Source organism: Bacillus sp. FSL K6-3200 (assembly GCF_038630485.1).
In the GTDB taxonomy this organism is placed as follows: Bacteria; Bacillota; Bacilli; order Bacillales; family Bacillaceae; genus Bacillus; species Bacillus safensis.
Window position 1 is genome coordinate 723,948 of record NZ_CP152032.1, and the last position, 23,531, is coordinate 747,478.

The window sequence follows — 23,531 nt, forward strand, 5'->3', positions numbered from 1 at the left end:
CAGCATTTGCGACATTCATATTTATTAATGAGGAGCACATGCGGACAATTGAGTACAGACAGACCTTTTTTCATATGTTCCTTGCAAACACTTATCATGAGAATCCCCCGCTTACATTCTTTTTCTTAATGAGAGATTACTTCTTTCGGAAATTGTTCAAATAAGCGTAGTACTTCGGTATGCGTCCCATCTTCTCGAACGTGATAAATCCCGCCGTCATATGAGCTTGCATATACATCATTGCCTAATTGTCTAATGGCACTAATCCCATTTTGGGCAATTCTAATTGGGCCGGTGTTGACATTCAGCTCTGGATTCCACACAACGATATAGCCCCAATAATCACCGCTTACAATATAGCCAGAGTCTGTGACTGTGACCGATTTGATCGAATACTGGTGCTCGTTATGCTGGTCTAATATTCTTCCTGTATGCAAATCAAACAATCTCACATTCTTGTCACGGCTGACAATGGCGATACGGTCTCGTTTACTATCAATAAAGACATCATTTAACAGCTCTGTCGCACCGATGTATTCCGCTTTTAAAGACAAACTCTTTTTATCTAAAAGACAGATGGTTCCTTCAACTGCTGCTGTGATGATATGATCTCCTTCTACCTTTAACGCTTTGACCGCACAATCGTGTGCTTTGGAACGGCCGATTTCCTTTAAGTGTTCTGTCGAAATGACATGGACATATCCGCCATAAGTGCCAATATAAAATTGACGATCCTCCTCATGGAAATACACGCTGTTGACCGGGCCTGTGTTGAGGTCAAACGAAACCATTTGCTGTAATGATTCATGAACAATATGCACCTGACTTGCATGGTCTCCCCACGCATAATAGCTTCCATCCCGTGCAACAGCTACTCCATTTGTTAAAACGCCCGTCGATTTGGCGATTTCAATCCCATTTTTTCTGAATTTTCCATCATCAGATGCGGTAATAATATCACCCGCATCAGTCAGCGCAATATCATTGATAGATGGTGTCGCCATTTCGATCTCATCTGATATGACTTTGCCCTTTTCGATCGACCATTCACAATATGTTTTTCCAAAGCTGGCTCCTAGTATTGACTTCTCATCCTCTGTCCAGACAAGCGAGCGCTCCCACTGATATTTATGAGGCAGCAGTGTATCGACTAAATCACCTGTTTCATAATTCCACAGCTTAATTAAATGGTCGTAGCCTGCTGTCAGCAAGTAATTGCCGCTTGGAGAAAAATTCACGCGCTTGACGCCCTGTAAATGGGCTTTGATAATTTTCTTCTCCTGTAAAGTAGCTGCATCGTAAATAATAACGGTGCCATCATCTCTGCCAAGTGCAAATACTTCTTTTTGATTGCTGCCGCTGATCGTATCCAGCTCATAATCAAACGGGCCGATTTCCCCTACAATTTCTCCGGTCTCATACAGCCATACAAGGACATATCCATCATCACCTGTTGTATAAGCTTTATCACCATGTATCCATACAGCTAATACATCTTTGCTATGGCCATGGAATTCTCTTAAAATAGCGCCCGTTTCGATATCCCACACTAAGCATCTTCTATCTCTGGACACGGATACAAGCAAAGTATCCTGCTTCGCAAAAGCAACGGCTTCCACATCATCTGCATGACCAAACAACGTGCGGATTCGGGTATGTGTGCCTGTATCATACAATTGAATCGTATAGTCTGAGGATGCACTCGCTAAATACTTTCCGTTTTCAGAAAGAGATAAAGAATTAATGATATGCTCGTGACTGCCAATAAACGTTCCTTCTCCCGTCGCCCGGTTCCACTGATAAATACAGCGGTCATAGCCGCCAGTGTAAACAATTTGGTCGTGCTGAGTTGATAAAACAGATGTAATTGGTCCTCTATGCATGGTTTTACACTCCCACCTTTATATGTTGTTTTTGACGAGTCACTAAACGAAAACCAGTAAATCGAAAAACGGGATCTGGGTGCTTCCCGTGTCTTCTTGCGACTCTGCATAAATCTCCGCCTCTTGCGAAGGAGCCGCCTTTTAAAATGTAGTAATCACTTCCGAGTGTTTCCGTTAAATCATCGACGACCTCGATGCCGCCTTCATATACGTGATATTTGGTGTTGACCCATTCCTCGACATTGCCCCCCATATCATAAAGACCAAATAAGGATCGGCCCTTTTCGTAATGACGGACAGGCGTCGTTTTTTCAATATTTGATTCGTGCGTATTGCAGTAAGAAGGATCAAACTCATCTCCCCACGGGTATTGATTTCTCGTGTTTCCCCGGGCAGCATACTCCCATTCTTCTTCAGTAGGAATCGAAACATCAATCCCAAGTTTCCCGCTCAGCCACTGACAGAACGAGAAAGCTTCCTCAATATCCATGCCCCAAGCTGGATGATCTTTTCCCCCGCCAAGCTCTTCGTTCGTTAAACTCTCTGGGTATGTCTGTCCTGTTTCATCACAATAGCTTTGATACAATTCATTGCTGACGACCGTATCTGAGATAAAAAATTCGTTGATATACGGCTGATAGGATGGAAATTCTTTGTACAGCCATTTTTGAAATTTTTTCTCACGGCCGTAGGTTGGATTGAGCAGCTTGTCCTTCCAGAATTCTGATGCCTTTTTCATATCTTCTTCATTACTTCCAATCGTTGCATAGCCGCTTGGGATTTGAATCCAATTGATATCAGGTTTCACGCTTTTCTCCCGCCTTCTTTCAATATACTCGTCTATTGATTAATTAATTTCTTCTCATCGACCATATGCCCTGAGGCTGCTTTTGCTTTTAAATAGGCTTCATTGTAGAGAGAGGCTTCGACCGTATGATCAAACCGCAAAACAGGAAGACCGTAAGCTGCAATAGAATCGACTTTATCTGGATTATTCGTTAGTAAGTGCAATGGTTTCCCTTTGTTTAAATAGTGCAAAACAGCTGCTGCTTCCTCATAATGCCGATCATCATCCCCGCAGCCGATCAGGCGGTTGGCTTCAAAAGTATCCAGTTGCATTTCCTGTAATTTATACGTCAATGCTTTTGCCATCAGCCCAATAGACCGCCCTTCTTGATTGGCCATATACACCAGCATGCCTTTTCCGTAATCGGTGATTTTCTTCAGCGATAATGCAAGCTGTGGACCACAGTCACATTTCAGTGACCCAAACACATCGCCTGTTTGGCAGACACTATGGATTCGCACAAGCGGCGGCCGTTCATTTTCAAAGTCGCCAAATAAGAGACAAGAGGAAAAGGTTTGCTGCGCGGTACTCATTTGGACAATCGATTCGATCGTTGGTTTTGTATCCCGTTCAACAGGTGCGAAGGCATACCACTTAAATGGCACTTCTTCATGTTGAATGGAAATTGGCAAATTTACAGGCCCCACGAGCAAATAGTGTTTTTCTTGAAAGGTAAAATGATGAATCATTGATTGTAGTTCATCTACAAACTTGTTCATTTGTCTCCCCCCTATTCATCACTGCACCCAATCGACTCCCATAGCGCAGTGATAGAGTGATGAATATGTGTACGCACTCCCTCTGCCTGTGTGCTCCCGCAGAAGGAAATGGATGTGCAGTGTCTCTCATCGCTTTAGACCTTGTCCTTTTCCAGTACAAAGGAGCAGAAATCTTGGTTCATATGCTTTATTTTCTGTCAGAGCAGCAAGCGTCCTTGATTGGCAGCCGCTCTTTCTTACAATGAACACCTCTGCTTGAATCACTCGCCTTTGTACTAGATTTTGACGGCAATGACATGATGCTGGCTTATTCCGGCCTTCGCTTGTAGTGGTGATATGGATACAAGCTCAAGACCTGATGTACAAATTTTTTCTCCAAGCTGAGAATCTGAAAATGAAAAATGGAAACGGCCATCTTCTCCGATTAATCCTGTTTTCCACTGTTCTCCCCAGACAACAAGTGAAAAGACACCGCCTTCATGAAGTAAAGAAGAGACCTGTTTTAAATAACGTTCATGATCATCAGGATGTTGATGATGAAAGCAGCCATGATCTAAAATTAAATCAAACTGCATCCCGCGTCCCTGATCCATGGACCATGACATAAAATCTTGATGAACAAAGTGGACAGAAACCGTTTCTCTTTTCTGTAACCCCTCCCACTCCTCATGCTCATACAGGTCGATACCGACATATGCGGAAAGCCCGCTTAAATGTTCAAGTGCTCGGCCGTTGCCGCACCCGATATCCAGCACAGAAGCAAGTGCATTCTTTTCCCTTGAACGCCATGCCTTTAATGACATCACTGCTGCGTCTGTTAAGGATGGATCAGTGGACCACATATCTGTTCTTTGCTCATAATGCTCTTGGAATGCCATGCGCATCTTTTCTAAATAAAGTCCGCTGTCTTCATGGTACAAAGCCTTTTTCATCATGAAACCTCCTTCAATTCACAATCTTCTTTTCGGGCAAAGGTGGTTTTCAAGCCAAAAACCTTATGTTAAAATGAAAGATGGATTTTTTAGGAAAATCTGTTTTTCTGAAAAAGGAGAGAAGCATCCCACATGTTCACTCTTCTTTTTCAGCATTCATCCTCATATGCAGCCGTTCGAAGGCCGCATCGCCTCAGCTTGTTCTCTCTTTTTTTCATATGAGTTCACCTCCTTCACCGTTCGATCAACTCACAATTTTCATTGAAAACGCTTTCTCTTTTGTATAAGGACTTAACGTCTTTTGAATATCTCTTGTAAAGTGCTCATAGTAGAAAGATCAATCTACTGTTTAAAATGGCTGTCATTTTTTCTTCAAGTAAACGACGATTTGCTCTGTTTTAGTAGACATTTTTCTAACAAGCTTTTCTTTTAGAGGCGCTTACGCCTTGGTTCCCGCCACCCCCTTTACTAGATTATGCTCCGAATAAACCCGTCAGAAATTTAACAACTAATTCCATAATGACTGGATTAAGCCAAATATATTGTTTTTAGTTTATTTTGTCAACAAATTATTTCCTAAACATTAAAATGAATTTTCTAATTGAAAATACAGGTATTTTTCGTGGTTTTCTGACCTTAAAACACTTATTTCTACACAAAAATACAATTTAAACCAATAGAACTAAGAAATTTATCTACTAAATTACACAAGTTTTTTATTTAATTTTAAATCAAAATAGAAAGATACAATGATTATTTCCCGAATGGATTTTTGTGATATTTCGACTATTTTTTTCTGATTTATCCTGTTTTTCTTTGGTATAACGGCTTTTTCAATTAGAGAGTTTACTATTTATTCCATACTTCTGTATTTACTTATTATCGTAAAAAAGATACATGTCTCTCTTTCAGACATGGAAGCATGAAAAAAAGCCCCTTACAAAAGTAAGAGGCTTTTTCGGCTGGCGTTTATGCCCAGTTTTTCACTTTTTCATGATCTGTGACAAAGAGAAGGACTTTCCCTTCATCTAAATGTTCTTCAAATGTCTCAGCTTCTTCTTTTGAGAAACCAATTTCATGAATTTTATTGCGGAGCTCATCACCCTTTTTACTAAAGATGTTCCCAACCGCATGTTTGAGTCCAACTTCTCTTGAGCCAATCGTATTGGCATCTGCATTACTTGCAATACGCTCTGTTCGGTCATCGTCATGGGACAGAACATAAATGTCCTCTCTTGCAACACCGAGTGATTTTAATTGCTCTACATCTCTTTGAAGTGTTTCATCATTTGAATACTCTCTTACAACAGGTTTCATTTTATATTCCTCCTTTAACGTCTTACGAATCTTTTACCCGGCATTTTTGCCATTAAACCTTCTACGAGCACATCCAATTTACATGATGTACTGTTCGAGCCTATTGGCTTATTTTTGACAAAAAGCCCGTAAAAATGACTAAATTTTCTGAAATATTATGTTCATTCCTGTGGATTTGTTGTACAATTCTTATACTGGAGGCTAGAAATGAGGGAGAGCTGATGTATTACTTTTCAGCGGAGCAGCAGTTTAATGCTTGGGTTGTCAGTGATTTGGTGAAACAGCTTTTTCAAAAGTGGAATCCTGAAGAAGCAAATTCAAAGCCGCTTACATCGTTTGCCGAACAGCACTTTCGCATCTCCATTGATTATCTCTTTTCCATCATTATTAACATTGGAGATATCGAGTCAATTGAACAAGATCCACAAGACCTGTTGTCCTCATACTTGAATATCCTTTTCCCTTTTGTGACGCGCGATATGATGAAAGCCTCCATGCAAAATGCAAACGAATATTTGTTAAAAGAACGTGATGCGGATGTGTATCAGCTGTTTGGCTGTCTCCCTCCGCTCCTCTCTGTATCTTTTCAGAAAAAGTAGTCCCCTTCGATAAGATGGCGGCTGCTTTTTTGTATGTGTTTTGAAAAGACTGTATGTTTTGAACGAAAAGAAGCATCATGTTAATGTAAATCTAGGCTGTAAGTGAAAGGGAGGATTTGACATGAGTCAACAAAAGCAAATTCAATTAGCCAAACGTCCAAAAGGATTACCTACAAAAGATGTTTTTCATTTTGAAACAGTAGATATACCTGTGCCTCAAGATGGAGAGGTCTTGATTCAAACGAAATATGTTTCTGTAGATCCTTATATGAGAGGGCGAATGCAGGATACAAAATCCTATACACCTCCGTTCAAGCTAAATGAAGTGATTCAGGGCGGTGTTGTCGGAGAAGTCGTTGAGTCGAAATCGCCTCAATTTGAAAAAGGTGATTTTGTCCTTGGATTCCTTGGATGGCAAGAATATTCCACTGCCAAAGCTGAATCTCTGACTAAAATTGATCCGTCCATTGCGCCATTGTCCTATTATTTAGGGATTTTGGGCATGCCAGGGCAAACCGCTTACTTCGGCCTGCTTACGATTGGCCAGCCAAAAGAAGGCGAGACGGTTGTCATTTCTGGAGCCGCAGGCGCAGTTGGTTCCGTTGTGGGACAAATCGCTAAGATCAAAGGCACACACGTCGTTGGAATTGCCGGATCTGACGATAAACTCGCATATTTAAAAGAATTGGGCTTTGATGAAACGATTAATTATAAAACAACAAATGATTTAGATGATGCCATTGCAAAAGCCTGTCCTAACGGCGTTGATGTGTACTTTGACAATGTAGGCGGCGAGATTTCAGATGCGGTGATGAATCATTTGAACCGTTTTGCACGCATTCCAGTATGCGGCGCAATTTCTTCTTATAACATTAGCGCAAGCGAGGACATCGGACCGCGTGTGCAAACAAAACTCATCAAAACAAGCGCATTGATGCAAGGCTTCATCGTTGGCAACTATTCAGATCGTTTTGGAGAGGCAGCGAAGGATCTCGCACAATGGGTAAAAGAAGACAAACTCACATATAAAGAAACAATCATTGAAGGCTTTGACAACATTCCTGATGCATTCCTTGGACTATTCAAAGGGGAAAATGTCGGAAAACAACTTGTCAAAATTTCATAACAAAAAAGGACCCTGCCAATAATGGAGGGTCCTTTTCTTATGCCTGCTTGGGCGCAAGGTGCAGCTGGCCTTGCTTATACACAATTTCTTCAAGCGAAAGATTCAGCTTTTTCGCCATTTTTTTCAGCATTGATTGCTCTTGAGGTGTGACAAGACTGATGACTGCGCCTTCTTTTCCTGCGCGTCCGGTTCTGCCTGAACGGTGGATGTAGCCCTCTTCATTTGGCATATCTGCATGAATCACATATGGCAGATCATCAATATCGATTCCTCTTGCTGCAATATCTGTTGCAAGGAGGAGCGGGAATTCACGCTGTTCAAATGATTTTAAGATCACAGCACGCTCAGCTTTTTTTGCTTCACTATGAAGGACACCAAGGTCGACATGATGGTACGCTAATTTCTCTGCATAAATGCTTAAGTTCGTAATGTCACGCACAAAAACGAGCGCCTGCATGTCCTCAAGCCGTGATAGCTTTTGCAGTAGTTTTACTTTGTCACGCTGATCACATAACAGATAATAGTGACCCACTTTCTGCGCTTCTTCCTCGCTTCTAGAAATTTTCAATACTTCTGGTTCAGATGTCATTTCTTTGATCAGCTGAACGGTTTCTTCTTTCAATGTTGCAGAAAAACAAAGGATTTGTCTTTCTTTTAATGTGGACTTAATGATCCCTTGGATCGTTTTCATATGCTCTGGCACAAGAAGCTGATCTGCTTCGTCTAATACAATCGTTTTGACTTCATGCATTTTCAGTTTCTTGATTTTGATTAATTCTTGTACTCGGCCCGGTGTCGCCACAACGATGTTCGGGTGTTTCTTTAGTTTTTCTTGCTGCTTCTTGATGTTCGCTCCACCAATCAAGGAGACCGCTTTGATGTCTGATCCTTGCTTGAACTCTTGCACGACATCAAAGATTTGCATCACAAGCTCTCTTGAAGGTGCCAAGATTAAGACTTGGGGATGCTTGATATTGACATCAATTTTATTTAAAAGCGGCAGTACATACGCAAGTGTCTTCCCCGTCCCAGTTGGCGATTCTGCGATCACATCACGCTTCTCCGTAATCCACTCTGCTGTTTTTTCTTGTATAGCTGTTGGTTTTTCGAAGCCAGCCGCTTGAAAGTTTTCCTGAATAAATGGCTTTGCTTCTTTCAAAAATGCCCAATTTTCCGTCATGTCGATCTCCTTTATCCTCATTCAATCTATCCTTTAGTATCTCAAAATCAGCTTTGAAACGCAATTTTTCTTTTGATGCTTTTATCGAGCCGGACAGTTCGATATAATCATGAGAGGCACTAGCCGTTTTGAATCTATTTGAGGTGTAAAAAATGATATTATCTGTTAAAGATTTAAGTCATGGCTTTGGCGACAGAGCCATTTTCCACGAAGTGTCCTTCCGTTTATTAAAAGGCGAGCATGTCGGCTTAATCGGCGCCAACGGTGAAGGAAAGTCAACGTTTATGAATATTATTACTGGCAAGCTGGAGCCAGATGCAGGAAAAGTCGAATGGGCGAAAAATGTCCGTGTCGGCTACCTTGATCAGCATACCGTGCTAGAAAAGGGAAGAACGATCCGTGAAGTCCTTCAGGATGCATTCCATTATTTATTTTCAATGGAAGCCGCGATGAATGACATTTATGGCAAAATGGGTGAAGCTGATCCTGATGAGCTGGAAAAGCTGTTAGAGGAAGTTGGCGTCATTCAGGATGCACTGACAAACAATGATTTCTATATCATTGATTCTAAGGTCGAGGAAATTGCAAGAGGTCTTGGGTTAACGGATCTTGGGCTGGACCGTGATGTGACGGAGCTCAGCGGCGGTCAGCGTACGAAGGTGCTGCTAGCGAAATTGCTGTTAGAGAAGCCAGAAATTCTCCTTCTCGATGAGCCGACCAACTATTTGGATGAGCAGCATATTGAGTGGCTGAAGCGCTATTTACAGGAATATGAAAATGCGTTTATCCTCATTTCACATGATATTCCATTTTTAAACAGTGTTATTAACTTGATTTACCATGTTGAAAATCAAGAGCTCACGCGCTATGTTGGTGATTATGATCAATTTAAACAAGTGTACGAAGTCAAAAAGCAGCAGCTTGAAGCGGCCTATAAAAGACAGCAGCAGGAAGTGGCTGAACTAAAGGATTTTGTTGCAAGAAACAAAGCACGTGTCAGCACAAGAAATATGGCGATGTCCCGTCAAAAGAAACTGGATAAGATGGATATGATTGAACTGGCGGCAGAAAAGCCAAAACCAGAATTCCACTTTAAACCGGCACGTACGTCTGGGAAACTGATTTTTGAAACGAAAGATTTGGTCATCGGTTATGATGAACCGCTCTCCCGCCCATTGAATTTGAAAATGGAACGCGGGCAAAAAATTGCGTTGTACGGTGCTAACGGTATCGGAAAAACGACGCTGCTCCGAAGTCTTCTTGGGGAAATCACACCTATTTCTGGTGAGGTGGAACGTGGAGAATTCTTGCATATTGGCTACTTTGAGCAAGAAGTAAAAGAGCAAAACAGCAATACTTGTATTGAAGAAGTATGGAGCACCTTCCCTTCTTACACGCAATATGAAGTCAGAGCCGCTCTTGCAAAATGCGGATTAACGACAAAACATATTGAAAGCCGCGTGTCTGTTTTAAGCGGAGGAGAAAAAGCAAAGGTCCGTCTTTGCAAGCTGATCAACGAAGAAACCAACTTACTTGTTCTCGATGAGCCGACAAACCACTTAGATGTCGATGCAAAAGAAGAACTAAAACGCGCGTTAAAAGAATATAAAGGCAGCGTCTTATTGATTTCTCACGAGCCTGAATTTTATCAAGATGTGGCAACCGAAACTTGGAATTGTGAATCTTGGACGACAAAAGTATTATAATGACAAAAAAGCCTTATATCTTTAGAAGATATAAGGCTCAGATGATTGTGACAAAGGGCTAAAATGATCTTTATTTTAGTCCTTTGTCTTCTTTCAGCGTGATAGAAAACCTTTGCAGCCCTAGGAATGACGGCTACCTTTGCGGAGCGAATTTGACATTCGTGAGCATCGGCGCACAGGACTGACACCGAATGCGAGGGTTTGTCTACACGCTGAGCTTTTTTCTAATCAATGACCAGCTTGGATATTCACCAAATGCTTACGTCCAAGGAGCAGGATGATCATGCCTAAGAGAACAACAGCAGCCCCGACATAATAAGGTGTACTTGCTGTATAGGATTCAGCGAGAACTCCGGCAATCCAAGGAGCAATCGCGCCCCCAATAAACCGTACAGCACTGTAAGAGGATGAAGCAATTGAACGTTCAACCGGCGCTGACCCCATCACAGCTGTCGTGAGCACCGTATTGATCATACCGAGAATTCCCCCAGCAATGACAATTCCGCAGATCACGACCACAACATGAGACGTCCATACCCCAATGCCGAATAAAATCACAGCAAACGAAGCAAACAGAACCACAAGAGAGGTCAATGTCCCAAGTTTGCGATGAATGACCGGCGCGGAGAAGACGGAGGTCACAGCCAACAATAGCCCCCATCCAAAAAAGACATAACCGAGTCCATGCTCATCAAGATGGAGCACAAATGGCGAATACGCTAAAAGCACAAAGAAACCAAAATTGTATAAGAAAGCGGCAGATGCCATCGTTAAAAGTCCTTTATATTTTAATGCTCCGACAGCCTCAAATAATTTCACTTTTTTCTGAGGCTTTTGCATAGGTGGAAGCATAAAAGTAATCGCTAAAAGTGCAATAAGCATTAATACGGCAACGCCAAAGAATGGCCCGCGCCAAGAAATTGTTCCGAGCTCTCCGCCAAGCAGCGGTCCAACCGATATCCCAAGACCTAATGCAGCCTCGTATAAAATAATGGCCTTCGCACTTCCTCCAACAGATACACCGACAATGACAGAGAGTGCAGTTGAAATAAATAAAGCATTCCCAATGCCCCATCCGCCTCTAAAGCCAATTAATTCATTAATCGTTGAAGAAGTCCCTCCTAAAGCAGAAAAAACAATAATAAAAATGAGTCCTACTAATAACGTCCATTTCGCACCAATCCGGCTAGAAATAAAGCCGGTAAAAAACATCACAAAGCCGGTCACAAGTAAGTAGCTTGTAAATAAAAGAGAGACCTGGCTTGGAGATGCGTGTAATTGCGATGCAATGGCTGGCAGGATCGGGTCCACGAGTCCTATTCCCATAAACGAAATCACACACGCAAAGGCAACAGCCCAAACGGCTTTTGGCTGCCTAAGCAGACTTGTACGCTGTTTCAACACTTCTTCTTCCTTCATTCCATCAGAACCTTTCCTTCAAATGTTGACAAAATAAAATAAACACGCAGAGGTGTTTATTTTTGTAATTGCTCAATTGCATGAGCCGCTCTTTCTTTCATCGCTTCAAGATCCTTTTTAAAGGATTGAATCGTTTCAAGCTTTTTTGTAATCAATTGATGCTGCACATTCAGCTGCGCATCGATATCTAACAGCTTCTCTAATCGTTCCTTTGGATCAAGCGACAGCAAGTAGCCTTCTTTATTCAGCTCTAGCTGCTTTCCGATTTCCATAAACGATTGAAGCTCCTGTAAAGAAAAGCCGAGTACCTCTTTTGCCTGCATCACTTTCTCTAGCTCTTCCATGTCGTCCTCTGAGTAAAGTCTGACTCCGCCCTCTGTCCGCTTTGGTGCTGATAATAAACCAATCTCTTCATAGAAACGAATCGTCCGTTTTGTTAGTCCGCTTCTTTTCGCCACTTGATCAATTTTCATCCATTCCATCGCCAGTGCCTCCTGCTCATCAATTCATGTTTTATTATACACCTTTATAACCTTAACGTAAACGTCAAAGTTTTAACACTTGATTCCCTTCGTGTTTTATTGCAAAATAAATAGGAATAATTACGATTTAAAGGAGGTACTATATGCGCTCATTTCCACCTAAAGAAGAACGGCACCAGCTATTCGGATCTGTACCGGCAAGTCTTGGCACAAAACCTTTGCAAAAAGAGGACATGACGGACATTCAAAAAACAGAGCAGGACTTTTATTTTCATCTTGAACAAGTCGGGATCTGCCGCATGTCCTATCCAGTACATATCGTGTCTAAAATGGCACCACAGCGCCAGACAACTATTGCTGAATTTACACTGAGTACATCCCTGCCAGCCCATCAAAAAGGCATTCATATGAGCCGTCTCACTGAACAGCTGCACTCGTTTTATGAGAGCAGCAAGCCGCTTGATATGAATGCGCTAAAAGAATTAACGGCAGCGCTCGCTCAGAAAATGAATCAATCCTCTGCTTCCATTCAAGTTTCCTTTCCATGGTACATGGAAAAACAGAGCCCAGTCACCGGTCAGTCAGGATTGATGCATGCGACTATCAAATATGACGTCCATTATCATGAAAAGGACGGATGGACCTGTCAAGTTGGCTGTGATGCACAGGTCACGACATTATGTCCTTGTTCCAAGGAAATCAGTGAATATGGTGCACATAATCAGCGCGGCTCTGTTTCCATTCACGTAGGGTTGTTTGAACAAGCATCGCTTCTTGACGACATCAAGGCCGCTCTTTTACATATCATTGAGTCCAATGCAAGCGCACCGCTTTATCCCGTGCTCAAAAGACCTGATGAAAAGAAAGTGACAGAAGAAGCTTATGAAAATCCGCGCTTTGTTGAAGATATCACAAGATTAATTGCCATTGAATTATATGAACAGCCATGGGTTAAAGACTTTCAAATCGAGTGCCGTAATGAGGAATCCATCCACCAGCATGATGCGTATGCCAAATGCTCCTATCAAAAAAACCTGTAGATCGCTCTACAGGTTTTCCTTCATCTTATTTATTATTAACCTTCTAATTCTTCAATCATGAGCGACAGTTCTGTCCAGCGGTCCATTGCTTGTTCTAATTCTTCCGCAACGGCTTTTTGTTCGTCCATCAGCTCTTGAATTTTCCCAAAATCACTGCCTGCCTCTGCAATGCTGGCTTCGAGCTGCTGATGTTTTTCTTCTAATGCTTGTATCCGGTCTTCAATCCCGTCCCATTCAAGCTGGTCTTTATAAGAAAGTTTTTTTCTCTTTTTCGGCGCAGCTTCTACTTGTTTCTCAGCCGGCTTTGCCTCTGTCCGCTTCTGCTCTTTTTCCTGTTCCATATAATCGCTGTAAGCACCTTGGAAGTGTGAAATGCGACCATTTCCTTCAAAGACAAGCAGGCGGTGAACCACTCGGTCTAAGAAATAACGATCGTGGGACACGGTGATGACGACGCCAGGGAACTGTTCTAAATAATCCTCTAAAATACTGAGGGTTTCTGTATCAAGGTCGTTCGTCGGCTCATCTAAAAAGAGAACATTCGGTTCTTCCATTAAGACCTTCAATAAATACAATCTGCGGCGTTCTCCCCCTGACAGCTTACGGATAAACGTCCGCTGCATCGATCTTGGGAAAAGGAAGCGCTCCAGCATCTGTTCTGCTGTTACAATGGCGCCATCAGACGTCTTGACGATCTCAGCTGTTTCCTTGATATACTCAATGATGGTCAGCTCATCATTCATTTCCTTGTGATCCTGCGTGTAATAGCCAATACGAACGGTTTGTCCAATGGTCAAATGTCCTGAAGTCGGTTCGATTTTACCCGCTAGACAGTTCAGCAGAGTGGTTTTGCCGACTCCATTCGGTCCGATAAATCCGATACGATCGCCCGGCACAACCAAATCTGTAAACCTCTCCACAAGAGTCTGGCCAGCAAATGAAATCGATAAGTCTTCTGCCTCTATCACTTGTTTTCCCAGTCGGTGCGAGCCGATGGCAAAATCAAGCTCTCCCTTCGCATCAGGCCCTTTTTGATCCTTCAGCTCTTCGACTCTGCCGATACGTGCTTTCTGCTTTGTCGTTCTTGCTTTTGCCCCTCGTCTCAGCCATGCAAGCTCTCGTCTAAGCAAGTTTTGACGCTTCGTTTCTTTCACCTGAGCTTCTGCTTCCCGCTCCGCTCTTTTTTCTAAAAAGACTTCATAATTTCCTTTATACGTATAAAGCTGTCCTTGATTTAACTCATAAATCCGATTGGCCACCCTGTTTAAGAAATAACGATCGTGCGTCACGAGAATGACAGCACCGCTATATTGGCTTAAGTATCCTTCAAGCCATTCAATGGTGGCATTATCAAGGTGGTTGGTTGGCTCATCTAAAATCAGCAAACCTGCAGGCTGAATTAAATTTTTAGCAATGGCGACACGTTTCTTCTGTCCGCCTGATAATGCATGTACAGAGCGGCTCACATCTTTCACGCCAAGCTTTGTCAAAATCGTTTTTGCTGAAAGGTTCGCATCCCAAGCGTCTTCCTGATCCATTCGGTTTTGCATGCGCATCAGCGCCTCTTGTTTTACCTCATTTTGCGGGTCATGCTCTAAATCGGCGAGTGCCTGTTCATACGCCTTCATCGTTTGAATCATTGGTGCCGTTCCAGAAAAAATGTAGTCAAGAATCGTTTCATTTCCGGTCATTTCAGGATCTTGCTCAAGAAATTCGATATCAAGTGTCCCTGCTTTCGTGATGTCACCTTCCTCAAACGATTCAAGTCCTGCGATCACCTTTAGAAGCGTTGACTTCCCTGTACCATTTGGTCCAATCAAACCAATGCGTTCCTTCGGTTCTATATGAAAAGAAATATGATCAAACAGCGTTTTCTCGCCATAGGTTTTATATAATCCTTCAACATTCAATAAACTCATTTTATCAGCCCTTACATAGATTCTTCCTTTATTTTAAATCAGCCAGTAGCAGAAAACTAGTTTTAAAAAACCCGCTGTTGAAAAGAATGTTTCCTTTTGATGCTCGATACACTATGAAGAGGTGATCTAAAGATGATAACCATTAGCTTATGTATGATTGTGAAAAATGAAGAGGAAGTGCTGGCAGACTGTCTTTCTTCTGTTCAAGACATTGTCGATGAAATGATCATCGTTGATACGGGATCAACAGATCAAACGAAGGAGATCGCTCATTCCTTTTCAGCAAAGGTGCTGGATTTTGAATGGGTTCAGCATTTTGCAAAAGCACGCAACTTTGCTTTCTCACATGCAACGAAAGAGTATGTTTTATGGCTCGATGCTGACGATGTTCTGCTTGAAGAAGACCGCCAAAAACTGCTTCAGCTTAAGAAAACACTTGATCCTTCGGTGGATGCTGTCTCAATGTTTTATCATGTGGGATTCGATGAAGACGGTCAGGTAAATTTCAAATATAGAAGAAATCGCCTTGTGAAGCGTTCGTTGAACTTTCAGTGGTATGGGGCCGTTCATGAGTTTCTTCAAGTGTATGGAAACATCCTTTCAGCAGATATCGCCGTCACACACCAAAAACGCAAGAAAACAACTGCTGGTGAGCCTGGGCGCAACTTGCGGATTTATGAAGACATGCTGGCAAAAGGAGAGGATATGACGCCCCGTGATCTCTTTTACTTTGCCAATGAACTAAGAGACAACGGGCAGCATGTCAGGGCGATTCGTTTTTATCATGAATTTTTAAACACAAAACAGTGCTGGATTGAGGACGAAATTCGCACATGCCAATATTTAGCGGACTGCTATTATGCGGCAGGCTTTGAGGAAGCGGCCTTATCCTCATTATTACGTTCCTTTTTATATGATCAGCCCCGGCCAGAATTTTGCTGCCGGATCGGGGATCATCTAAAAATACAAAATAAACATCAGGCAGCCATCTTTTGGTATGAGCAGGCGCTGAAGGCCCCTGAAAACGAAACAGCCTTCACAATTACACAATATAAAACATGGTATCCTCACCTTCAGCTTTGCTACTGTTATTATCAACTCGGCGATCTGGAGCAAGCCAAAACACATCACCTTGCCTCCTCCGCCCATTATCCGACCCATCCAAGTGTGCTGTACAATGAAAAAATATTTGCTGAACAGACATAGATCGTCTGACACCACATCCGCCTTCAATCTCTCGGCGGATGTCTCTTTTTATACACTTATTCGGTTGTGACGTTTAATACTTTAGTGATTTAAAGCGTTTTTCAACCAATTGACTAAATTGTCATTTGCGCATATACTAACATTCGTCTTACGAAAAGATTTATCCATTAGGAGGTCAACATGAGTTCTTTATTTCGAAAAAAATCTCTCGACCAGCTCATGCTTGAAAGTCAAACAAAGCGGCTCAGCCGTTCGTTGAATACGTTTGATTTAATCTTGCTTGGCATTGGCTGTGTGGTCGGGACTGGAATCTTTGTCATTACGGGGGTTGCTGCGGCAAATGATGCGGGACCTGCGATTATTATATCTTTTATTTTGGCTGCGATCGCATGCGCCCTTGCTGCTTTTTGCTACGCTGAATTCTCCTCATCCATTCCTGTGTCAGGAAGCGTCTATACGTATTCCTACGCAACACTTGGGGAATTTCTCGCCTTTTTAATGGGCTGGGATCTCATGCTTGAATATGTCATTGCGCTCTCTGCTGTAGCAAGTGGATGGTCGTCCTATTTTCAATCACTGCTCAGCGGATTCGGTCTGCACATACCGAAGGCTTTATCAGCTGCACCTGGAGCCGCTGATGGTTCCGTCTTTAACCTTCCAGGCGCACTCATTATTTTGCTCATCACCTTTATCGTCTCACGAGGCGTCAAAGAAAGCACAAAGCTGAATAACATCATTGTGCTGATCAAAATTGCCATCGTCCTTCTCTTTATCATTTCAGGCTTTGCTTACGTTAAACCTGAAAACTGGACACCGTTTATGCCAATGGGCTTCCATGGCGTGATTGCTGGAGCGGCAACTGTCTTTTTTGCTTACCTTGGATTTGATGCAATCGCCAATGCTTCTGAAGAAGTCAAAAACCCGCAAAAGGCGATGCCAATTGGAATCATCGGTGCGCTCGGTGTTTGTACGATTTTATACATCGGGGTTTCATTCGTCTTAACAGGCATGGTTCACTATACGAAGCTGAATGTCAGTGATCCTGTCGCTTTTGCTCTTCAAGTGGTTGGCCTGAATAGTGTCGCTGGTATTATATCCGCAGGTGCTATTATCGGGATTACGACAGTGTTAATTGCACTTGTCTACGCTCAGGTTCGTTTAACCTTTGCCATGAGCCGAGATGGACTCATGCCGAAAATCTTTTCAAACGTTCATCCAAAATCTAAGACACCGGTCGCCAACACTTGGCTGACAGGCGCTGTTGCGTCATGTATCGTTGGATTCGTCAACTTATCAACACTTGCTAATTTAGTCAGCATCGGTACACTTGCGGCCTTTACGGTGATCTCTATCGCTGTGATCGTACTCCGGAAAAAACATCCGAATATGAATACAGCTTTTAAAGTACCCTTTGTCCCTGTCCTTCCTATAATTAGTGCGGTCATTTGTATGATCTTGGCTTTCACACTGAAATGGGAAACATGGAGAGCCTTCCTCATCTGGATCGTCATCGGTGTTGTTGTCTATTTCACCTATGCAAGACGAAAAAGCCATCTCAACGAAACACATTAGAAAAGAGACTCGGGGGTTCCCGGTCTCTTTTTTTTTGCTTAAATCACGCTGTTTTTGGCTGAATTTGAGTCCACCATATCTGGATCTAACACGCTTGAAATCGGAATGACAAGCGGTGAACAATCTCCATTGTCCTCACCAAAACCTTGATTCAATTTCATTGAGAGAAAATAATCAATCTGCTGATAAGGTCCTAGCGTCAGTGATGACCCCCGATCCATTGCATTGATTTTAAAAGCACCGACGTTGACGACTGAGGGTGAGAATAACATCACACGTCACTTCCTTTGAATGGGTTTAGCTGCTGGCGAAAAAGAGGCAGGTGAGTCCACTTGATCTCGATCATCTACATGGCTTTTTGTACCGACAAAACCGCTGGCATCTCCAAAATTCTGTCCGTAACCCTGATTTTTTTTATCTGAGTTTTGCCACTCTGCTAACAAATTTTGTCCGACATTCACCGCCGACGCATTTTCAAAGGAATTAATTTTTAACATGAAAATATTAATATTGATATACGGAGTTGGTTGAACCACAGATAAACCTCCTTTTTATAGGTATATGCAAGCACCCATCAAGTATGTTAACGGGAGGTCTTCACATGGACTTCGAAAAAATGAAGCAGTGGATGGATATTGCCCAGCAAATGCATGGAGATGATTTTTGGAAAATGATCTTCGATGATGAGCAAAGATCCCCCTTTATGGCAAACGGTCCATCTCCATTTACATTCACACAGCAGGATCAGCGGGGATCAGATGCGTCGTTTCCTCCAATCGACATGGTGGAAACCCCTACAGAAATTCAATACTTAATTTATTTGCCTGGCTACCGAAAGGAAGACGTTCAGGTGTTATCATATGGTGAATATTTGGTTGTGAAAGGACAGCGTTTTTCCTTTTTTAACGAGCAGGACTTTCGCCAAAAGCAAGGGAAGTATGGTCCGTTTGAAAAGAAAATCCGCCTTCCAGAGATGATTCTCGGTCAAATGAATGCTGCCTTTAAAGACGGTGTACTTTACATCCGCCTGCAAAAGGATGAAGGAAAAGCGACGGCTATCATCATAGATGACGAATATTGATACTCACTGCGTCTATTTGATCACGATCATCAATTGTTTCAATTGGCAGGATCGTGATCACGCCATCAGCATTCTGTTCCCCAAAGCCATTATTTCGTTTGATCGTACTGCAATGATTGCGAACAAACGTCGAGCCAAACGTCATAGATGATCCTGTGCCAATCGAATTCGTTTTCATATGGGCAATGTGAATCTGAGTAGGCAGCATATGCTTCTCCCCTTTCTTGTCAACTCTATAAGTATATACCGGGCAGCTTTTCCATAGACTAGAGTAAGGCGGAAGAAAAGGTTGTGGTCTACTTGAAACATTTCATTCAATCACTCTTTAAAAAAACTGAATCCAATCCATCCCCATCTGTCATTGAGCTAGAAAAAAGACTCGCCGCTCTTGAGCAAAAATTGTCTGCACCAGCTGCTCCTGTCTCAGAGGATACACACATCCATATTGAATCCCTGCGCGTGGACAAGATTGATTACCATATAGAATTTGGGGAGCTTTCTATTGACCAGCTTCAAGGCAGGCTCAATATTGGGGCAACCTATTACACACCAAAGGACACATGCATCAAAAAATCCACACAAACACCGAAGCCAAAAGAAACAAAAACACCAGTCGTCTCAATTCGGTCAAAGCCTTCCTCTTCTTAAGACGCTCAGTTTTTCAGCACTACCGGCAACCAGAAATAGACCGCAAGAACAATCACTACAATACTGATGATATTTAACCAAAAACCCGCCCTGACCATATCAGATATTTTCAGCACGTCCGCACTAAAGACAGCGGCGTTTGGCGGTGTGGAAATCGGCAGCATAAACGCACAGGAGGAAGCCAAAGCAGCCGCAGCCATTAACCCATACGGCTCGATTCCAATCGCAAGCCCAAGCCCTACCGTTATCGGAATAATCATATTGGCAACAGCCGTATTTGACATAATTTCAGTCATAAACAGAATCGCTCCCGTTAAAATAATCAACAGCATGATATAAGAAAGCCCGTTTAAATGCTGTAAATTTTCTCCGATCCATCCTGTTAAATTGGTTTCTGCAAAGCCCGTAGCGAGCGAAAGCCCTCCTCCAAACAAAAGCAAAAGTCCCCACGGCAGTTCTTTCATATCCTGCCATTCTAATATTCTCTCTCCATTTGTTGCTGGAATGAGAAATAACAGCATGGCACCGAAAATGGCGATAGACGTATCAGATACGGTCATCCCTCCAAACAAAAAGAGCTTAAAAATCCATAAGAACGCCGTCATGAGAAAAACAACAAATACCCATTTTTCCTCTCTTTTCATTTTTCCTAAATCCTCTAATCCTTTTTGAATGAACGCTACACTCATTTCACCTTTGTGTTCTACCTTGAACTGTACCCTTGTCAAATACAAAAATAAAAGGACGAGCAGAATCATCGCAACAGGAAAACCAAACAAAAACCATTCGAAAAACATAATCTCTCGATCTAGCAGTTTTTTTGACATCGCAGCAAACACCGCATTTGGCACAGAACCGACAAGTGTCGCCAAACCTCCTATTGACGCTGAATACGCTACTGATAATAAGATGCTTTTACTGAATCGATCAAGAGATGGACCGGATAAGATTTCATTTGTCTTAACCTCTTTAATCACTGCAAGTGCCACTGGCAGCATCATTAGTGCTGTCGCTGCATTCGAAATCCACATAGATAAAAAAGCAGTCGCGATCATGACACCTAATACAATGCGGTCACTTCTTGTGCCAATCACCCTTAAAATGTGTAAGGCCATTCTTCTATGTAATTTCCATTTTTCAATGGCAATTGCGATCATAAATCCTCCCATGTACATAAAGACGATCGGATCTCCATAAGACCTTGATGCCTGTTCCATAGAAAGCCCGCCAAGTGTCGGGAGCAGGATGATGGGCAATAAAGATGTAGCAGGAATGGGCAGTGCTTCAGTCACCCACCATGTGGCCGTCCAAGCTGTAATGCCCAAGACTACCCTCGCAGCATAGGTCAATTCATCTTCAGGTATGAGAAAAAGAACGAGCAAAAAGAGTGTCGGTCCAAGAACAAGTCCAATCAAATTCACCTTTTTATAAACGATAACAATTCCCCCCTATTGAAAGCGCTTGTCATATTTTTTCTAATTTTCCACATTCGATGATCTTTTTAGAAATCCTTTAAATCATAAGAAAAAATGAAGATATCTTTCATGATGAATATCTGTTATTTTACTCCCATTACCCAAACCACGACATGATCTCTTGGTCTATTTTCATAGGAGAAACTATACAAATCATGACCAATCACTGTAAAATATAGAGGATCTAATCAAAAATTGAGGTGTTTTCATTGTATACGGATCAAAAAAAATCATTTTGGAAACAGAAAAAAGTCATCATCCCTCTTCTTAGCATCATCGTAGTGGCTGCTGCTTTCTTTTTCTTAAAAGATACTCTTTTCTCAAAAGAAAAAGAGGCTTTAAAAGCCGCACAAAACTTTACGAAACATATGGAGAAGAAAGACTTTACGAAGCTGGCAGATGAGGTGACAAGTGCATCTTTGAAAGCCAATGACTTTTCAAAAAAACAACTAGCCGAAAAATACGACAATATTTTCAACGGCATTGGTGCTTATGATCTGAACATATCAAAGCTCAACGTTGAAAAACAGGACAAAGGAAATGGATATCAATTTTCCTATGATGTAACGATGAAAACGTCTCTTGGCAAGCTGCATAAGCTGTCTTACAAGGGCATTCTCTCCGAAGAAGATGACAAGTGGAAAGTAGACTGGAAACCAAATCTCATCTTCCCGCAAATGGAGAAAGGAGATACCATCAAGGTCAAATCAGACCCTGCTGTCCGCGGTAACATTGTCGACCGAAAAGGACGTACACTGGCAGAAACAACTGGTGGAAACGCACTTGGCGTCATCCCAGGAAAGCTCGGAACAGGTGAAGAAAAAGAACGCAATATCAAAAAAATCAGCAAAGCTTTTGATATAGAGGAAGAACTCATCAACAATCAGCTGAAACAAGCATGGGTCACAGACGACACGTTTGTCCCGCTCAAATCGATGTTAAAACAGGAGCCAATTCCAAAGGACGTAAATGGCGTCACCTATCAATCAAAGGAAATGCGCTACTATCCTTATAACGAAGCCGCCGCTCATCTCACTGGATATGTCGGAAAAGCAAATGCGGATGATATCAAAAGAAATCCAGCATTAAAGGCGGATCAAATCATCGGCAAAACCGGCCTTGAATTCACATTTGACAAGAACTTACGCGGTCAGGATGGCGGAAGCATTCTCATCGTCCATGATGAAACAGGCATTGAAGAAACATTGCAAAAATCAGATCGAAAAGATGGAAAAACAGTGAAGCTGACGATTGATGCTTCTTTACAGAAAAAAGCCTATGATCAGCTAAAAGGTGAAAAAGGGGCAGTCACGATCATGAATCCATCATCAGGTGATCTATTAGCACTTGTCAGCACCCCTTCCTACGATGTCAATCTCATGACAAACGGGATTACACCTAAGCAATATCAGGCATACAGTGAAAACCCAGACCTTCCATTCCAAGCTCGATATGCGAGCCGGTATGCACCAGGGTCCACATTCAAAACCATTACAGCAGCGATTGGGCTGGAAACAGGTGTCACAAAGCCTGACAAAGTGCGCACCATTCACGGACTGAAATGGCAAAAGGATCAATCTTGGGGAAATTATCGCATCACACGGGTTCACGATAAAGAAAAAGTAAATATGGTCGATGCCCTTGTGTACTCAGACAATATTTATTTTGGACAGGAAGCACTCGAAATCGGCAAAGACACCTACGAGAAAAAAGTGAAAGTATTTGGATTTGGCGAAGACTTACACATGCCATTTACAATGAAGCCTGCACAAGTATCAAACGATGGTATTCAATCGGATATCTTACTGGCTGACTCAGCTTATGGCCAAGGCGAATTACTCATGTCTCCGATTGAACAAGTACATGCCTATTCTCCATTTGCTACAGGAGGCAAGCTTGTCTACCCTCGAGTGATTCAAGATGAAAAAACAGCATCACCAAAACAAATCATCAAAGAAGGCTCGGCAAACACAGTGAAAGACGCATTGACTAAGGTCGTGACCAGTCCAAACGGAACAGCCCACTCCTTACAAATCGAAGGAGCGGATATTGCCGCTAAAACGGGAACGGCAGAATTAAAGAGCAAACAAGGTGCAACAGATGGTACTGAAAATGGATTTTTACTTGCGTTTAATCCTAAAAAAGAAGATTACGTCCTCGTCGGCATGATCGAAGGTGTGAAAAACCGAGGCGGCAGTGGACTCGTCGTTCAAAAAATGAAGCCTGTGATCGCATCTTTTTATAAATAACCCTTTAGAGACACACGCTTCATCAAGCGCTTGTGTCTCTTTTTTTCTAAATCATGACAATTTGCTATTGTTTTATAGTTCACCTTATGAATAAAATGAGAAGAATGCAAAAAACAGAAAACAGATAAATG

General features: G+C 42.3%; 22 protein-coding genes. 9 read left to right on the top strand and 13 right to left on the bottom strand.

Going from position 1 to position 23,531, the window contains the following annotated elements:
• Positions 1-125 precede the first annotated feature (125 nt).
• The 5 genes from MHI60_RS03770 to MHI60_RS03790 all read right to left on the bottom strand — a co-directional run bounded on the left by MHI60_RS03770 (position 126) and on the right by MHI60_RS03790 (position 5,698).
• The gene (locus tag MHI60_RS03770; RefSeq protein WP_144472493.1) at positions 126-1,883 is read right to left on the bottom strand and encodes a WD40 repeat domain-containing protein; all 1,758 of its coding nucleotides are present in this window, start codon (positions 1,881-1,883) and stop codon (positions 126-128) included.
• A gap of 4 nt (positions 1,884-1,887) precedes the next feature.
• Positions 1,888-2,691 (bottom strand): SUMF1/EgtB/PvdO family nonheme iron enzyme, encoded by an 804-nt coding sequence (locus MHI60_RS03775; protein WP_095407944.1) that lies wholly within the window; start codon positions 2,689-2,691, stop codon positions 1,888-1,890.
• A 32-nt stretch (positions 2,692-2,723) separates the two neighbouring features.
• Entirely contained in the window at positions 2,724-3,449 is a 726-nt protein-coding gene (locus MHI60_RS03780) for a GTP cyclohydrolase II (protein ID WP_034282729.1), read from the bottom strand.
• Between the two features lie 275 nt (positions 3,450-3,724).
• Positions 3,725-4,381: a methyltransferase domain-containing protein gene (locus MHI60_RS03785; protein WP_095407943.1), complete on the bottom strand. Its 657-nt coding sequence runs from the start codon at positions 4,379-4,381 to the stop codon at positions 3,725-3,727.
• Positions 4,382-5,350: 969 nt separating this feature from the next.
• Complete coding sequence (locus MHI60_RS03790; RefSeq protein WP_095407942.1) at positions 5,351-5,698, bottom strand: general stress protein; 348 nt, start codon at positions 5,696-5,698, stop codon at positions 5,351-5,353.
• Positions 5,699-5,919: 221 nt separating this feature from the next.
• Between MHI60_RS03790 and MHI60_RS03795 the strand changes: the two genes are divergently transcribed.
• Positions 5,920-6,297 carry a YfmB family protein gene (locus MHI60_RS03795; protein WP_095407941.1) on the top strand — a complete coding sequence of 126 codons (378 nt, stop codon included), beginning with the start codon at positions 5,920-5,922 and terminating at the stop codon, positions 6,295-6,297.
• Positions 6,298-6,418: 121 nt separating this feature from the next.
• Positions 6,419-7,423 (top strand): NADP-dependent oxidoreductase, encoded by a 1,005-nt coding sequence (locus tag MHI60_RS03800; protein WP_095407940.1) that lies wholly within the window; start codon positions 6,419-6,421, stop codon positions 7,421-7,423.
• Between the two features lie 37 nt (positions 7,424-7,460).
• Here the strand turns inward: MHI60_RS03800 and MHI60_RS03805 are convergent, their stop codons facing one another.
• The gene (locus MHI60_RS03805) at positions 7,461-8,603 is read right to left on the bottom strand and encodes a DEAD/DEAH box helicase (protein ID WP_144485766.1); all 1,143 of its coding nucleotides are present in this window, start codon (positions 8,601-8,603) and stop codon (positions 7,461-7,463) included.
• A 152-nt stretch (positions 8,604-8,755) separates the two neighbouring features.
• On the opposite strand from MHI60_RS03805, the gene MHI60_RS03810 reads away from it, so the two are divergent.
• The gene (locus MHI60_RS03810; RefSeq protein WP_024426645.1) at positions 8,756-10,309 is read left to right on the top strand and encodes an ABC-F family ATP-binding cassette domain-containing protein; all 1,554 of its coding nucleotides are present in this window, start codon (positions 8,756-8,758) and stop codon (positions 10,307-10,309) included.
• A gap of 228 nt (positions 10,310-10,537) precedes the next feature.
• On the opposite strand, the gene MHI60_RS03815 is transcribed toward MHI60_RS03810, so the two are convergent.
• Positions 10,538-11,728, bottom strand: a complete 1,191-nt coding sequence (locus MHI60_RS03815; RefSeq protein WP_111291777.1) for an MFS transporter — start codon at positions 11,726-11,728, stop codon at positions 10,538-10,540.
• 56 nt (positions 11,729-11,784) lie between these two features.
• Positions 11,785-12,210 carry a MerR family transcriptional regulator gene (locus tag MHI60_RS03820; protein WP_095407936.1) on the bottom strand — a complete coding sequence of 142 codons (426 nt, stop codon included), beginning with the start codon at positions 12,208-12,210 and terminating at the stop codon, positions 11,785-11,787.
• Positions 12,211-12,353: 143 nt separating this feature from the next.
• Here MHI60_RS03820 and folE2 point away from each other — a divergent pair, with 143 nt between their 5' ends.
• The gene (gene folE2, locus MHI60_RS03825; protein WP_144485768.1) at positions 12,354-13,250 is read left to right on the top strand and encodes a GTP cyclohydrolase FolE2; all 897 of its coding nucleotides are present in this window, start codon (positions 12,354-12,356) and stop codon (positions 13,248-13,250) included.
• Positions 13,251-13,285: 35 nt separating this feature from the next.
• Here the strand turns inward: folE2 and MHI60_RS03830 are convergent, their stop codons facing one another.
• Positions 13,286-15,169 (bottom strand): ABC-F family ATP-binding cassette domain-containing protein, encoded by a 1,884-nt coding sequence (locus MHI60_RS03830; RefSeq protein WP_144485770.1) that lies wholly within the window; start codon positions 15,167-15,169, stop codon positions 13,286-13,288.
• 132 nt (positions 15,170-15,301) lie between these two features.
• On the opposite strand from MHI60_RS03830, the gene MHI60_RS03835 reads away from it, so the two are divergent.
• Together MHI60_RS03835 and MHI60_RS03840 are read left to right on the top strand one after the other, a co-directional pair.
• Positions 15,302-16,375 carry a glycosyltransferase family 2 protein gene (locus MHI60_RS03835; RefSeq protein WP_144485772.1) on the top strand — a complete coding sequence of 358 codons (1,074 nt, stop codon included), beginning with the start codon at positions 15,302-15,304 and terminating at the stop codon, positions 16,373-16,375.
• 180 nt (positions 16,376-16,555) lie between these two features.
• Positions 16,556-17,947, top strand: a complete 1,392-nt coding sequence (locus MHI60_RS03840) for an amino acid permease (RefSeq protein WP_095407932.1) — start codon at positions 16,556-16,558, stop codon at positions 17,945-17,947.
• 38 nt (positions 17,948-17,985) lie between these two features.
• Here the strand turns inward: MHI60_RS03840 and MHI60_RS03845 are convergent, their stop codons facing one another.
• Positions 17,986-18,219, bottom strand: a complete 234-nt coding sequence (locus tag MHI60_RS03845) for a hypothetical protein (RefSeq protein WP_111291772.1) — start codon at positions 18,217-18,219, stop codon at positions 17,986-17,988.
• 6 nt (positions 18,220-18,225) lie between these two features.
• Positions 18,226-18,483: a hypothetical protein gene (locus MHI60_RS03850; protein WP_003213975.1), complete on the bottom strand. Its 258-nt coding sequence runs from the start codon at positions 18,481-18,483 to the stop codon at positions 18,226-18,228.
• Positions 18,484-18,548: 65 nt separating this feature from the next.
• Between MHI60_RS03850 and MHI60_RS03855 the strand changes: the two genes are divergently transcribed.
• The gene (locus MHI60_RS03855) at positions 18,549-19,028 is read left to right on the top strand and encodes an Hsp20/alpha crystallin family protein (protein WP_039177065.1); all 480 of its coding nucleotides are present in this window, start codon (positions 18,549-18,551) and stop codon (positions 19,026-19,028) included.
• On the opposite strand, the gene MHI60_RS03860 is transcribed toward MHI60_RS03855, so the two are convergent.
• Entirely contained in the window at positions 19,009-19,236 is a 228-nt protein-coding gene (locus MHI60_RS03860; protein ID WP_039177063.1) for a hypothetical protein, read from the bottom strand. The two genes, MHI60_RS03855 and MHI60_RS03860, sit on opposite strands and share 20 nt — an antisense overlap.
• 92 nt (positions 19,237-19,328) lie before the next feature.
• Between MHI60_RS03860 and MHI60_RS03865 the strand changes: the two genes are divergently transcribed.
• Positions 19,329-19,676, top strand: a complete 348-nt coding sequence (locus MHI60_RS03865) for a hypothetical protein (protein ID WP_335361446.1) — start codon at positions 19,329-19,331, stop codon at positions 19,674-19,676.
• 5 nt (positions 19,677-19,681) lie between these two features.
• On the opposite strand, the gene MHI60_RS03870 is transcribed toward MHI60_RS03865, so the two are convergent.
• Entirely contained in the window at positions 19,682-21,097 is a 1,416-nt protein-coding gene (locus MHI60_RS03870) for a DASS family sodium-coupled anion symporter (protein WP_144485774.1), read from the bottom strand.
• 263 nt (positions 21,098-21,360) lie between these two features.
• Between MHI60_RS03870 and MHI60_RS03875 the strand changes: the two genes are divergently transcribed.
• Positions 21,361-23,400, top strand: a complete 2,040-nt coding sequence (locus MHI60_RS03875; protein ID WP_095407928.1) for a penicillin-binding transpeptidase domain-containing protein — start codon at positions 21,361-21,363, stop codon at positions 23,398-23,400.
• The last annotated feature ends 131 nt before the right edge of the window (positions 23,401-23,531 follow it).

Excerpts from the sequence above, each read along its gene's own strand:
- MHI60_RS03770 (WP_144472493.1), bottom strand. The coding sequence starts at position 1,883 with ATGCATAGAGGACCAATTACATCTGTTTTATCAACTCAGCACGACCAA.
- MHI60_RS03780 (WP_034282729.1), bottom strand. The coding sequence starts at position 3,449 with ATGAACAAGTTTGTAGATGAACTACAATCAATGATTCATCATTTTACC.
- MHI60_RS03785 (WP_095407943.1), bottom strand. The coding sequence starts at position 4,381 with ATGAAAAAGGCTTTGTACCATGAAGACAGCGGACTTTATTTAGAAAAG.
- MHI60_RS03790 (WP_095407942.1), bottom strand. The coding sequence starts at position 5,698 with ATGAAACCTGTTGTAAGAGAGTATTCAAATGATGAAACACTTCAAAGA.
- MHI60_RS03795 (WP_095407941.1), top strand. The coding sequence starts at position 5,920 with ATGTATTACTTTTCAGCGGAGCAGCAGTTTAATGCTTGGGTTGTCAGT.
- MHI60_RS03800 (WP_095407940.1), top strand. The coding sequence starts at position 6,419 with ATGAGTCAACAAAAGCAAATTCAATTAGCCAAACGTCCAAAAGGATTA.
- MHI60_RS03805 (WP_144485766.1), bottom strand. The coding sequence starts at position 8,603 with ATGACGGAAAATTGGGCATTTTTGAAAGAAGCAAAGCCATTTATTCAG.
- MHI60_RS03810 (WP_024426645.1), top strand. The coding sequence starts at position 8,756 with ATGATATTATCTGTTAAAGATTTAAGTCATGGCTTTGGCGACAGAGCC.
- MHI60_RS03815 (WP_111291777.1), bottom strand. The coding sequence starts at position 11,728 with ATGAAGGAAGAAGAAGTGTTGAAACAGCGTACAAGTCTGCTTAGGCAG.
- MHI60_RS03820 (WP_095407936.1), bottom strand. The coding sequence starts at position 12,210 with ATGGAATGGATGAAAATTGATCAAGTGGCGAAAAGAAGCGGACTAACA.
- folE2 (WP_144485768.1), top strand. The coding sequence starts at position 12,354 with ATGCGCTCATTTCCACCTAAAGAAGAACGGCACCAGCTATTCGGATCT.
- MHI60_RS03830 (WP_144485770.1), bottom strand. The coding sequence starts at position 15,169 with ATGAGTTTATTGAATGTTGAAGGATTATATAAAACCTATGGCGAGAAA.
- MHI60_RS03835 (WP_144485772.1), top strand. The coding sequence starts at position 15,302 with ATGATAACCATTAGCTTATGTATGATTGTGAAAAATGAAGAGGAAGTG.
- MHI60_RS03840 (WP_095407932.1), top strand. The coding sequence starts at position 16,556 with ATGAGTTCTTTATTTCGAAAAAAATCTCTCGACCAGCTCATGCTTGAA.
- MHI60_RS03845 (WP_111291772.1), bottom strand. The coding sequence starts at position 18,219 with ATGTTATTCTCACCCTCAGTCGTCAACGTCGGTGCTTTTAAAATCAAT.
- MHI60_RS03855 (WP_039177065.1), top strand. The coding sequence starts at position 18,549 with ATGGACTTCGAAAAAATGAAGCAGTGGATGGATATTGCCCAGCAAATG.
- MHI60_RS03860 (WP_039177063.1), bottom strand. The coding sequence starts at position 19,236 with ATGCTGCCTACTCAGATTCACATTGCCCATATGAAAACGAATTCGATT.